Origin of the sequence: Vibrio sp. 947, from assembly GCF_033339115.1 — a bacterium.
In the GTDB taxonomy this organism is placed as follows: Bacteria; Pseudomonadota; Gammaproteobacteria; order Enterobacterales; family Vibrionaceae; genus Vibrio; species Vibrio alginolyticus.
On the sequence record NZ_JAWOTX010000009.1, the window covers coordinates 154059 to 167149 of the forward strand.

The 13091-nt window shown below is 43.8% G+C and carries 10 protein-coding genes; 6 read left to right on the forward strand and 4 right to left on the reverse strand.

The genetic code is table 11. The features are described 5' to 3' along the window. The first annotated feature begins 17 nt into the window (after positions 1-17). The 4 genes from R7Q39_RS13760 (at position 18) to R7Q39_RS13775 (ending at position 6096) form a co-directional block, all read left to right on the forward strand. Positions 18-764 carry a YciK family oxidoreductase gene (locus R7Q39_RS13760; protein WP_005372980.1) on the forward strand — a complete coding sequence of 249 codons (747 nt, stop codon included), beginning with the start codon at positions 18-20 and terminating at the stop codon, positions 762-764. 129 nt (positions 765-893) lie between these two features. Then, entirely contained in the window at positions 894-1586 is a 693-nt protein-coding gene (gene imuA, locus R7Q39_RS13765) for a translesion DNA synthesis-associated protein ImuA (RefSeq protein ID WP_017633866.1), read from the forward strand. 4 nt (positions 1587-1590) lie between these two features. Continuing rightward, positions 1591-2994, forward strand: a complete 1404-nt coding sequence (locus R7Q39_RS13770; RefSeq protein ID WP_213868096.1) for a Y-family DNA polymerase — start codon at positions 1591-1593, stop codon at positions 2992-2994. A gap of 27 nt (positions 2995-3021) precedes the next feature. Further along, positions 3022-6096 carry an error-prone DNA polymerase gene (locus R7Q39_RS13775; RefSeq protein WP_318076383.1) on the forward strand — a complete coding sequence of 1025 codons (3075 nt, stop codon included), beginning with the start codon at positions 3022-3024 and terminating at the stop codon, positions 6094-6096. Between the two features lie 72 nt (positions 6097-6168). Here R7Q39_RS13775 and R7Q39_RS13780 read toward each other — a convergent pair whose 3' ends face one another. Together R7Q39_RS13780 and R7Q39_RS13785 are read right to left on the reverse strand one after the other, a co-directional pair. After that, the gene (locus R7Q39_RS13780) at positions 6169-7122 is read right to left on the reverse strand and encodes a chemotaxis protein CheV (RefSeq protein ID WP_005372976.1); all 954 of its coding nucleotides are present in this window, start codon (positions 7120-7122) and stop codon (positions 6169-6171) included. Positions 7123-7485: 363 nt separating this feature from the next. Further along, complete coding sequence (locus tag R7Q39_RS13785) at positions 7486-8703, reverse strand: ROK family protein (protein WP_005385828.1); 1218 nt, start codon at positions 8701-8703, stop codon at positions 7486-7488. A gap of 405 nt (positions 8704-9108) precedes the next feature. Between R7Q39_RS13785 and pyk the strand changes: the two genes are divergently transcribed. After that, complete coding sequence (gene pyk / locus R7Q39_RS13790; protein WP_005385829.1) at positions 9109-10551, forward strand: pyruvate kinase; 1443 nt, start codon at positions 9109-9111, stop codon at positions 10549-10551. A 108-nt stretch (positions 10552-10659) separates the two neighbouring features. Here the strand turns inward: pyk and R7Q39_RS13795 are convergent, their stop codons facing one another. Both R7Q39_RS13795 and R7Q39_RS13800 read right to left on the reverse strand, forming a co-directional pair. Next, positions 10660-11811: a patatin family protein gene (locus R7Q39_RS13795; protein ID WP_005372971.1), complete on the reverse strand. Its 1152-nt coding sequence runs from the start codon at positions 11809-11811 to the stop codon at positions 10660-10662. Between the two features lie 44 nt (positions 11812-11855). Next, positions 11856-11948 (reverse strand): YnhF family membrane protein, encoded by a 93-nt coding sequence (locus R7Q39_RS13800; protein WP_005372970.1) that lies wholly within the window; start codon positions 11946-11948, stop codon positions 11856-11858. Positions 11949-12075: 127 nt separating this feature from the next. On the opposite strand from R7Q39_RS13800, the gene R7Q39_RS13805 reads away from it, so the two are divergent. After that, a complete protein-coding gene (locus tag R7Q39_RS13805; RefSeq protein ID WP_318076384.1) occupies positions 12076-12666 on the forward strand; it encodes an outer membrane protein in 591 nt (196 codons plus the stop codon). Positions 12667-13091: the final 425 nt, after the last annotated feature.

Sequence of the window (13091 nt, forward strand, 5' to 3'; positions counted from 1 at the left end):
AATAAGGATTTATCGCCGTGAACTACTCCGTTTCAGCTGATGCTCTAAAAGGTAAAGTCATTCTTGTTACTGGCGCTGGTAATGGCATCGGCCGTCAAGCCGCGCTTTCTTATGCCGAGCACGGTGCAACTGTTATTCTCTTGGGTAGAAATGTGCAAAACCTTGAATCTATCTATGATGAGATTGAAGCTGCTGGCTATCCACAAGCTGCTATCATTCCATTGGATCTCAAGGGTGCAACTCAGCAGAATTACATTGATATGGCAGAGACAATCGAAGGACAGTTTGGTCGCTTGGATGGTCTATTACACAACGCAGGTGTCTTGAGTTCGCTGTGTCCATTTGATCAAATCAAAGAGGAAGACTTCGACGATATCATGCAGATCAACGTGAAAGCCGAAGTGCTAATGACTCAAGCATTACTGCCTGTGATGCGTAAATCAGAAGCTGGGCGTATTATCTTTACCTCTTCAACCGTCGGCCACTCTGGCCGCGCATTCTGGGGGCCATACGCTATCTCTAAATTTGCCGTAGAAGGCATGATGCAAGTTTTAGCTGACGAGCTGAGTGATACACCGATCCGCGTTAACGCAATTAACCCTGGTGCCACTCGTACTCGCATGCGTGAAAAAGCATATCCGGGTGAAGATGCAAATACTCTCAAAACGCCACTGGATATCATGCCGCTATATTTGCACTTAATGGATCCTGCGGTTACCGATGTGAACGGTCAGTGCATCGACGCTCAACCGAAGCGTAAATAACTCATTCAGGTTACCTCACATAATCGATTGAAAAGGCAGCAAACGCTGCCTTTTTTCATTTCTCTCTTCATAAAAATCTTGCGACTTTCTCCCACAGAAATATACTGTATGTACATACAGGTATTTATTATGCAAGATATTATTCAGAACTTAAAAAGCCAACACCTTGTTTGGCAAGCAAATTTAACGAAAGCAGATCCTCAGCAGTTGCAGACTAGTTCCGGTTTTTCTGAATTAGATGATTTGCTCGGCGGAGGCTTTCCACCTCATGGCGTAGTGGAGATGGAATCTATTGGTAGTATTGGTGAATTGCGTTTGCTCGCTCCTTATTTAAAAGCCACCCAGACCAATGGTGTGACTGCATTTATTCAACCTCCCGCGTTAGTGAATTCTCTGTTCTTACACTACATCGGTTTGGATATAAACCAAGTGTGGGTCGTTAATCCAGCTCATCCCAAAGATGCTCTTTGGGCTGCAGAGCAATGTCTGAAAAGTGGGGTATGCAGTAATGTTTTGTTATGGCAAGAAGAGCTTGAAATACATCAAGTGAAACGCTTACAGGTAGCGAGTGAACAAGGTACTTGCCCTCTCTTTATGCTTAAAACAGATACTATCAACCGCTTGTCTTTGCCTGTGTCACTCAGTTTAAAACTGAAAGGCGACGAGCAAGGGATTCATGTTGAAGTGCTGAAAAGGAAAGGAGGCTGGAATAGAGGTAGCGTTAGTATCGGATTCCAACACCATTACCCGCAACTGGTGAAACCATCATCTGAAACTGTGCACTCGACTGTGGTCAATTTCCCACTGGCGAACCAAGGTTAGTGATATGGCTCTGTGGATTTACTTGCACTTCCCTCGCCTGCAGCTAGACGCACTCTTTGGTGATAACCAAGAACAACCCGTGGTGATTGTCGAAAGCCAACGTTGCCAGATTATTCAATACAACGAGATTGCCGAACAACAAGGCACTAAGCCAGGTATGGGCCTAGGCAGTGCTGCGTCCTTGTGTCGAGATTTACAAGTGCATCCTTATCATCCGCACACCGAATGGAGCAAGTTACAAGAAATTGCTCAATGGCTGTATTTGATCACATCTGACGTTGTGTTGATGCCAAACCAAGGTATTTTGCTGCGTGCTACTCCAATGCTCGCTCTGTATGAAGGGTTTGAAAACTATTGGAACAAAGTCAGAGCTCACTTATCGGAGCTGAAACTGAGTTTTCAATTCGGATGTGGTTTTTCGCCTTTTGCTGCCAAATTGATGGCATTATCAGGAGCGAACGTCATCAGCGAAGACAAATCTGCCATACAAAAAGCCTTATCACCAATACCGTTAACACTGACAGATTTATCAAACGCTACCGTAGAGAAGTTACAACGTGTAGGTGTCACCACATTGCAAAACCTGCTTGAACTGCCATTGCAAGACATCGCACGACGCTTTGATATCGATTTGGTGAACTACGTTGGTCGACTGACTGGGCAGTTTAAACACCCTGTCGACTTTTATCACCCTACCGAATCCTTCCAAGTTTATTTAGAGCTGTTGTTTGAGATCGAAAACGTTCAGTGGATTGAAAAGCCGTTGGCCAAATTACTTCGTCAACTCGAAATCTTTCTTAAATTAAGAGATAAGGTCGCTTTTGAACTGTGTTTAACACTCCACCAGCGTGAGAAACAAGAGCAACACCTTCAACTCACTTCTGCGCAAGGTGATTACCTATGTCAGCGTTGGCAACAGTTAGCGAGTTTGAGCTTAGAGTCACTCTCGCTTAATGGCCCAGTCACAGAGCTAACGTTAAAAGTCATCCGTCAAGGTGAGCCTCTTAGTGCATCACGCGATCTCTTTGCTGGGCAGAAAGGAAACATGAATGCTTTAGAGTTGCTTTCTTTACTGCAAGCTAAATTGGGAAAAAGTGCCGTTTTAAAACCCAATATTGCTTGCGATCCTAGACCAGAAAAGGCCAGTCAGTATCGCCCTGCTGATGCTCCGGATGAAAAGGGGCACGCCATACCATCCATACTACGCCCCGCAATGCAATTACCGACTCCCATTGTATTGCAAGAGCAAGTTTCTTTGGTCCACGGACCTGAGCGAATAGTTTCTGGGTGGTGGGATGGTGATGAGATCATGCGTGATTACTACATTGCACACACCAAGCAAGGCCGCTGGTTATGGATATTTCGCGATCAGCACAAGCACTGGTTTCTTCATGGCTATTTTTGTTAAATCGACAGTTATTTTTGTTGGGTCATTATGAGTTACGCGGAACTATTTTGTCAGTCTAACTTCTCTTTTTTGACTGGGGCTTCTCATGCAGAAGAGCTGGTACTCCAAGCTGCTTTCTATCGCTATCAAGCTCTAGCTATAACGGATGAATGTTCAGTCGCGGGCGTTGTCAAAGCCCATGCGACCATCGAACAACATAAACTCGATATCAAACAAATCGTTGGAAGTATGTTTTGGTTAAATGATGAATGCCAAATCGTACTGCTTTGCCCTTGTCGCAAGGCTTATGCCGAGTTGTGTCGTATCATCACAAACGCAAGGAGACGCAGTGAAAAAGGCAACTATCAACTGTTCGAATGGGATTTGATGTCGGTTCGACATTGTTTGGTATTGTGGCTGCCCACACATCAAGAGAGTGATCACTATTGGGGGCGCTGGCTCAATCAACACCACGCTAATCGTTTGTGGGTAGCGATTCAGCGCCATTTGAGTAACAACGATACTGAGTACATTGCGCACTGCGAGCAGTTAGCACATGAATTTCAATTACCTATAACTGCCTGCGGAGGCGTTCTCATGCATGATGTTGAACGCTTGCCATTACAGCATGTACTTACTGCTATAAAGCATGGGTGTAGCGTCGATAAACTCGGTTTTGATCGTATTTCGAATACAGAGCGAGCGCTTCGTCCTTTTAAAAAGTTGATTCGGATTTACAAACCAGAATGGCTGGAAGAAAGCACTTACATCGCCGATTTATGCGAGTTTAAGCTCTCAGATTTAAAATACGAATATCCTACCGAGCTGATCCCAGATGGTTATACACCCGACTCTTACTTACGTATGTTGGTCGAGCGCGGTAAAAAGCTGCGTTTTCCTGAAGGCGTGCCAGCAGAAGTCAATCAAACCATCGAGAATGAACTGGCGCTTATTCAAGAGCTGAAATACCACTACTACTTCCTTACTATTCACGACATCGTAATGTTCGCGAAACAGCAAGGCATTCTTTACCAAGGGCGGGGTTCCGCTGCAAACTCTGTGGTGTGTTATTGCCTGGAAATTACCGCCGTCGATCCTCGGCAAATCGCTGTCTTATTCGAACGATTTATCAATAAAGAACGTAAGGAACCGCCGGATATTGATGTGGACTTTGAACACGAGCGCCGTGAAGAAGTTATCCAGTATATTTACAAAAAATATGGCCGTGAGCGTGCAGCACTTGCTGCAACAGTGATCAGCTATCGCTTTAAAAGTGCCGTGCGTGAAGTCGGTAAAGCACTAGGGATTGAAGAGACCCAATTGGATTTTTTCATTAAGAACGTTAATCGCCGAGATCGCAGCCAAGGCTGGCAAGCTCAAATTATTGAACTGGGCTTACAACCAGAATCTCTCAAAGGGCAGCAGTTCATCCAATTGGTCAACGAGATCATTGGCTTCCCACGCCATTTATCTCAGCACGTAGGTGGCTTTGTAATTTCATCTGGCCCTTTATATGAGTTGGTTCCTGTTGAAAATGCCTCGATGGAAGAGCGCACTATCATTCAATGGGATAAAGACGATTTAGAAAGCTTGAAGCTACTAAAAGTCGATGTGCTCGCACTCGGCATGTTAAACGCCATCAAAAAGTGCTTTCAACTGGTCGAGAAACATCACCAGCGATCCCTCTCGATTTCCGAGATCACTCGCCGACAAGATGATCCACACGTGTACCGCATGATCCAAAAAGCCGACACGATAGGCGTATTCCAAATTGAATCTCGTGCACAAATGAGCATGCTTCCTCGCCTAAAGCCTGCTTGTTATTACGACTTAGTGATTCAAATTGCAATTGTTCGTCCAGGCCCTATTCAGGGTGATATGGTGCATCCTTTTTTAAAACGACGAGATCACAAAGAGCCTGTCAGTTATCCATCGGAAGAAGTAAAAAGCGTTCTTGAGCGGACTATGGGCGTCCCTATTTTCCAAGAGCAAGTCATCAAGCTAGCCATGGTAGCCGCAGGGTTTAGCGGCGGCGAGGCCGATCAACTCCGTCGAGCGATGGCATCATGGAAAAAGAATGGCGATCTCGCTAAATTCAGACCAAAACTGATCAATGGTATGCAAGAGAGAGGCTATGACTTAGCGTTTGCTGAGCGCATTTTCGATCAGATTTGCGGCTTTGGTGAGTACGGCTTCCCTGAAAGTCATTCAGCGTCTTTCGCAGTGCTGGCATATTGTTCTGCATGGTTAAAATATTATTACCCAGCCGAATTTTACACTGCATTGTTGAACAGCCAACCAATGGGATTTTATAGCCCATCGCAATTAGTACAAGATGCTCGCCGACATGGCATCGAAGTATTGCCGGTGTGCGTCAATCATTCAAAATATCAACATCATCTCGTCTCACGTCCGAATGGCAGGCTCGGCGTGCAACTTGGTTTTCGCTTGGTGAAAGGCTTTAACGCAGAAAGCGCACAAAGGCTTATTGAGCGCAAACCACTTAATGGTTACCGATCGATTCAAGAAGTAAAGCAGATATTAAGAAGCCGAAGTGACATTGAATTATTGGCTTCAGCCAATGCATTTCAGGCCTTATCGGGGAATCGTTATAACGCTCGCTGGGCAGCAATGGATTCCTTATCTGACCTACCATTGTTTCACAAGGTCGAAGAACCCAATGTTAGCTACCAGACTCAACCCTCTGAATATGAAAATTTAATTGAGGATTACGCAAGCACGGGACTATCTCTTAGCCGCCATCCAATTAAATTATTAGAAGAAACGGGCAAACTCCCTCACTTTACTCGCATGATGCAACTGGCAGAGAAGCCGCATAAGTCACTGGTCACAGTGGTAGGCGTGGTAACAGGAAGACAATCTCCAGGCACCGCCGCTGGCGTGACATTTTTTACGTTAGAAGATGACACGGGCAACATTAATGTGATCGTTTGGCAAGCGACAGCACGAGCCCAAAAGCAAGCGTATTTAGGCGCTAAAGTATTAATGGTGAAAGGCATTCTTGAAAGAGAGGGAGAAGTCACGCACGTTATTGCTGGCAGGTTGATTGATTGCACGCACTACTTGAACAATCTACAAAGTAAATCTCGGGATTTCCATTAGTACAGAGGAATTAAGGAGAGAGATGTTAAAAATCAGAGAGAGGTGCGCTCCCTCTGATTTCACTAGATCTAATCATGCACTTTTAGAAAGCATCTGGCGTAATCGGTCTTGAGCAACTTCAACCAGCAGATCCGGTTGGAATTTAGATATAAAGCGATCACAGCCTACTTTTTGTACCATGGCTTCATTAAAACTACCGCTCAGAGAAGTGTTCAATGTGATAAACAACTTAGACATACGTGGATCTTGGCGCACTTCATGGGTCAGTTTATAACCATCCATTTCAGGCATTTCAGCATCCGTAATCATCATCAACAGCTCTTTTTCTACATCTTTACCTTCATCACACCAACGTTTTAAAACCGTTAACGCTTCTAGCCCGTCACGACACTCGATGATATTCATACCTAATTGAGAAAGCGTATCGCGAACTTGATTACGAGCTGTAGAGGAATCATCCACAATCAGAACATTACGCCCGACCATTGCTTGGGCCAATTCTTGATCGAGAATGTCCTCCGAGATAGTCACGTCGTAATGTACGATCTCTGCTAAAACTTTTTCAACGTCAATAATTTCGACAATTTGAGAGGCATCCCCTTCTTTGATTTGCGTGATAGCCGTGAGGTAATTCGAGCGACCAGACGTGGAAGGAGGCGGCTGAATTTCAGTCCATGCCGTATTAATAATGTTTTTAACCGGACCGACTAAGAAGCCCTGCACCGTGCGGTTGTACTCTGTCACGATCAAATTTTCTTCTTCCGCTTCACCACGTAAAGCAGGAAAACCAATTGCGCCTCGTAAATCAATCACTGGTACCGCTTCACCTCGTAGAGAAGCAACCCCACGAATATTGTAGTGCGATCCAGGGAGCTTGGTTAACGGTGGAAGCTTGATGACCTCTTTCACTTTGAACACATTAATCGCAAATAATTGGCGACTATTTAAAGTGAACAGCAGAAGCTCTAGTCGATTTTCACCAACCAAGTTTGTACGCTGGTCAACCGTATTTAACACTCCGGACATACTACTACCTAAATTATGGATAATTCTTATTTTACTCGAAATCAGTACAGACACAGCAAGGTTATATAACCAAATAACCTTAAAATATTTGGCTTTTCGAGCACAGCTTTAAAGTACAACAGTTTTAGCGTATTACTTCTCTTTGCATCAGACGCAAAGTCACGCAGCACATTGAAAGCCATTTTGTTTATTTACTTGAGCTTTTTAGGAAATTACATGAATGGCGCAGATATAGCAATGCAACATAACTCAAATTCCCTTTCTAGTAATAGGCGATCAAAAAGGGTGAGCCGTTAAGTCTCACCCTAAATCACCTACAAATGCAGTCTCAACAGCCAGGCACATCATCATGTTAAAAAGTACTTAACCTTCCACAACCTTCATCAATAGTTGACCATCGTACAACGCTTGCTTAATCAACGCGGCACCAGGCATTGTGGCTTGCTTATAGAAACGAGACTCCACCAGCTCAAGATCTTGGTGATAAACAGGTAAACTCTGCTCTTCGATACAGCGACGAACCGCAGGATAAAGCACATCTTTTGCTTGGTTAATCACACCACCGATCAAGATTTTCTCAGGGTTAAATAAGTTGATCACAATAGCAATTGCAGAGCCTAAGTAGCGTCCAAGTTTTTCAATCACATCGACGGCCAAAGGATCACCGTTTGCAGCGGCTTCACAAATGCTCTCAATACTCATTTCCTCTTGTTTAGCAAGAATAGAGTCTTCGCCATCAGCTATTCGTCTTACGACTTCTTCACGAATTGCCTGAGAACTGGCAACGGTTTCCAAACAGCCAATATTGCCGCAATGACAACGTTTTCCATTTGGGTCAATTTGAATATGCCCGAGTTCACCAATGTTACCGTGACGGCCTTGCAAAACGCGCCCATCCAGAATGATGCCCGCACCTAAACCGTGGTGGATAGAGATAAGAACGGAGTTGTCATTATCTTGAGAATGACCAAAAAGCTTTTCTGCTAATGCCCAAGCTCGCGTGTCATTGGCAATGAAAACTGGCAAGCCCGTTGCTTTGTATATCTCTGGTCCAAGAGCAAGATTTTCGACATTGTAATGAGGCATCTGCAAAACGACACCTTGCTCTGAGTTCACGAGACCAGGCAGCGTAAGGGCAATACTGGTAACACGATCAAGTTGATCCGCGTAAGTCTGAAAGAATTCATCAATTTCGTAAAGCAGGCGCTCAAGCACATCGTCTTGATCAAGCTCGTGTATCTCGATTTTAGTATCGATTAGTACATCACCGCCTAACTCATGCAAAGCAATGGTTAAATAACCCCGCCCCAAACGCATTGACAAAAATTGCCAGCCTTCATTATTGACCTGCAAACCGACAGCAGGTCGACCACGACTCGTCGCTTCTTGTACTGTCGTTTCATGAATCAAGTGCGCTTCAATTAATTCTCGAGTGATTTTGGTGATACTAGCAGGAGCAAGCTCACTCTGCTTGGACAAATCAATTCGAGAAATAGGACCTTTTAGGTCAATTAGTTTATATACACGACCAGCATTGACCTGTTTGATATGATCAATATGGCCCGGTTGAGCCATGTACATCTTGCACTCCGAAATTCTATAACGGGACAATTTTTTTACTTTGCGAACTAATTGTGAAGTGAATTAATAAATCCCCGTGACAAGCATCACGTATAAACCTGTTTGTTTGTGTATTCAATCAAATAACGAAGAATCTACTCCTGTTAAATTGTTTGAAAAATAACTTATTTTTATTCACTAAATTATGAAGTAATGCCTTTAAAGCAGCGTATTTTTATCAATAAGGCCATTGCCTGTCGAATATCTGTCTGTTTTACCGGGGTTACTCTTAATGTAAACATTCTGTGCATATACTTATATTCAAGTAGCTTTAAGGTGTGGGCTAAGCGAGGCTAACCTTGAGAGCGATTGCGTAAAGTAAGGATAGAGTTCAAGTTACCTGTACACACATTCATCGGAGAATCTATGACTTCCAAATTAAGACGAACAAAAATTGTCACTACGCTGGGTCCTTCAACGGATAAGGACAATATACTTGAGGAGATCATCAAAGCCGGTGCAAACGTTGTCCGTATGAATTTTTCACATGGAACCAGTGAAGACCACATTCAACGTGCGAACAAAGTCCGTACCATTGCAGCAAAACTTGGGCGTCAGGTTGCAATTCTTGGTGACTTACAAGGCCCTAAAATCCGTGTATCAACGTTTAAAGACGGCCAAGTCATTTTGAATGTGGGCGATAAATTCACATTAGATAGTGATTTACCAAAAGGTGAAGGCAATCAAGAATCTGTAGGGTTAGATTATAAAGAACTACCGCAAGATGTTTCACCAAATGACATTTTATTACTCGATGATGGACGCGTTCAGCTGCAAGTTACCAAAGTAGAGGGTAATAAAGTTCATACCCGTGTGATTGTCGGTGGTCCACTGTCCAACAATAAAGGGATCAACAAAAAAGGCGGCGGATTGTCAGCCGATGCGCTCACAGAGAAAGATAAAGCCGACATTCTTACCGCCGCAGCAATTCAAGTAGACTACCTTGCTATTTCATTCCCGCGTAACGGCGAAGACATGCATTACGCTCGACGCTTAGCCAGAGATGCAGGCCTTGAAGCCATGTTAGTGGCTAAAGTCGAACGAGCAGAAACCGTCGCGACCAATGAGTCTATTGACGACATTATTCTCGCATCCGATGTGGTGATGGTTGCACGTGGTGACCTTGGTGTAGAAATCGGTGACCCTGAGCTCATAGGTGTCCAGAAAAAACTGATTCGCCGCGCACGCAGTTTAAACCGTATCGTGATTACTGCGACACAAATGATGGAGTCCATGATTACTAGCCCAATGCCAACGCGTGCTGAAGTGATGGATGTGGCCAATGCGGTTCTAGACGGCACTGACGCGGTGATGCTTTCTGGAGAGACCGCTGCAGGTAAATATCCTGTAGAAACGGTCAAATCCATGGCCGAAGTATGTGTGGGGGCAGAAAAAATGTCGGAGGCAAGTCTATCAACCTATCGCTTAGATAGAACCTTCGAAACCGCTGAAGAAACCATCGCAATGGCAACCATGTACTCTGCGAATCACATGGAAGGAATTAAAGCGATGATCTCGTTAACTGAGTCCGGCAGGACTGCGTTGATGATGTCTCGATTAAGCTCTGGCTTGCCAATATTTGCCTTATCACGGAATGAATCGACACTAAATCGAGCAGCATTATACCGAGGCGTGACACCTGTATATTTCGAGTCAAAAAGTGATGCGGGTTTACCAACGGCTCAAGCAGCGATTACTAGCCTTAAAGAGCAAGGGTTCTTGCACAAAGGTGATTTAGTCATTATTACTCAAGGCGATGTAATGGATGTTGTTGGCTCAACCAACTGCATGCGCATTCTACAAGCGTAGTCGTTATACCTAACCGGAGTTAACCACAAGAACCCGCAAATAAGGCTCCGAAAATGGAGCCTTATTTATATGCTTTGTATATTGCGCACATCGTGAACGTAAGAAGGTTTATGCACTCTCTCTACCATCAATTTCAACATCCAGCTGGTCGTAGAGTTGAACTAGGTTAAACCCAGCTTGAAGCCCAAGTTGATAGTCATGCTCTAGTGACTCTTGGTCACTTAACAAAGAAGAAGAACGAAGTCCCTCTTTAGGCGCAACTTGTAAAATAAAAGTGTCGTCAGGTGGAGCAGATATAAAGGCCTGAGTGAGCTCAAATGTTTGATAATGAATCATCAGCATGTCGGCTAAACCTGAATCAAAATTCTCACCAATCAGATGACTTAAACGATACAAGTTATCGGCACCGAACAACCAACGGCCTCCATTTAACAGCATTTTCCCTGCAAGCTTCGATTGATGTGCTGCATTAATTTTTTGTTGGAAGAACGACGCCCAATCCAGCTTCCACTGATTCACTTTTTGCTGCCATGATTGCTGTACTGAGTTGATAGACTCCCGATACCATTCGACAGGCACATCCCCCACCTCACTTTGGGCTCTCGCTTCAATCTCTGAAAACGGCTCTGTGCGAATGACAATAATGTTGCGAGCATTCTGACGCCACGCTTCTTGAACAGGGATAGAGGCAGACACGCCGCCATCCACAAACTTATTGCCATTTACGTCGACAGGTCCGTGATATAACTTGGGAATCGCACATGTCGCTAGCATAGTGTTAAACCACGAGTCATCCAAGATTGGTAGATATTGATCTGATAGCGTCTCTATATTCGTTACCGCAGCAAACGCCCCTCGTTTTCCCAATGCACTGCGACCTAAATCAAGGTCAAGCTTGTATGGGAAATCTTGAATCCGTTCTAATGCCCACTCTAAACCTAAGTACTGCTGCTTTCGGATATAGCGAAACAGATTAAAAAATTCAGGAGACGTTGTCAGCTCGGTAATAAAAGCTTTGCCCATGCCATGTTGACGACACAAGTAAGAACATAAGTTAAGTGCTCCGGCAGAGGTGCCATAGAATTCATCGAAAGGATCGAAGTTGGAAAGTAAAAAGGCGTCTAAAACGCCAGCGGTAAAAATCCCTCTCTGCCCTCCACCTTGCGTGACTAAAGCAGTTTTACCATGCCTAAAGTGCTCATAAACTTTTACATCAAGCTCTGCATGGCTTTCTGTGATTATACCGCTGTTACGTATCATAGGCTCACGCCGTTTTGTTAAAACGTTTGGTAAAAGTGGTTATCTTAAGCTGTTGTAATAGCAATGATGCCAAATGACAAAAGCACTGCAAAAACAGTCACCACAATGATTAATGCGGATTTTAGATCGTGTTCCATAAACACCTCCTTAATATGTAACAAATTAATAACACCGGTGTGAAATATGTTCAAGATTTGCTTAATTTAGTCGCGCAATTTTGACTAACCCATCACAATTAGCTTAGTCATAATAAGGAGATAGGGCATGAACCAAAAACTCAGCTGGCTAGTAGGAATCATGATGATGAGTACTGCTATCAATGCACAAGCGAATATCATCGTTACGCCATACATAGGCTATACAGGAGGCGGCCAAGTAGAGGATGAAAGTGGTAATACATACGCTCTCGACCCCGCAGTGAATTACGCTCTTTCAGTCGAGGCTCCCTTAGAAAAAGGAAGGATCGGATTGTTTTACTCCAATCAATCGACGGAACTTGAAAAGCTGTCCAACTCGGCAGATATACATTATCTGCACTTCCAAAGCAGCATGTACTATCCTGTCGCAGAAAATTGGCAAACCTATATCGGTGTAGGTTTGGGCGCTTCTTATGCCGATGTGGATTGGGTAGACAAAAAATACGGATTTTCGGCTAGCGCTTTTGCAGGACTGGAATATGAATTTTCAAAGAACTTTGCATTAACAGCCCAACTGAGATGGTTAGGAACGGTCGTTGATAACGATACATCTGGCGCCTGTACTCTACCTAATGACGGCTCAAGCTGTATCATTAAGTTCGATACTGATTGGATGAACCAATTCCAATCAAATGTCGGTTTTAGTTTCCGCTTCTAATTTTTATGCATGTTCCTTTGTAGGACTCGTCACAAAGAACGCTGAACGAGTCCTGCACAGAGCCGATAAAGGATATCGTCTAAACACCATTGTTTGGCAAAGTAACGAAGCATCATCTAGATAGGTGCACAAAAGATAGCCGTACGCCCTAATTAATCAAAATAGTCTTAAACACCAAAGCAATTATTAGATCCCAGTCATTTATTCCAGACAAACAACCAATCACCCACACAAAACCACAATCAAACTCAAATTTAACAAGATTAAAACCAGACAACGCATCTGAATTAACATTTAGATTCTATTGCGCTAAGTATTATTAGAAGTTAGTCTGATCAGTGAAAACAGATAAATATTTCAGTTTTATCAAACACACATCAAAATTTTAAGATTAATAATCTACTTTCTCTTACAGTAGCCAGAAT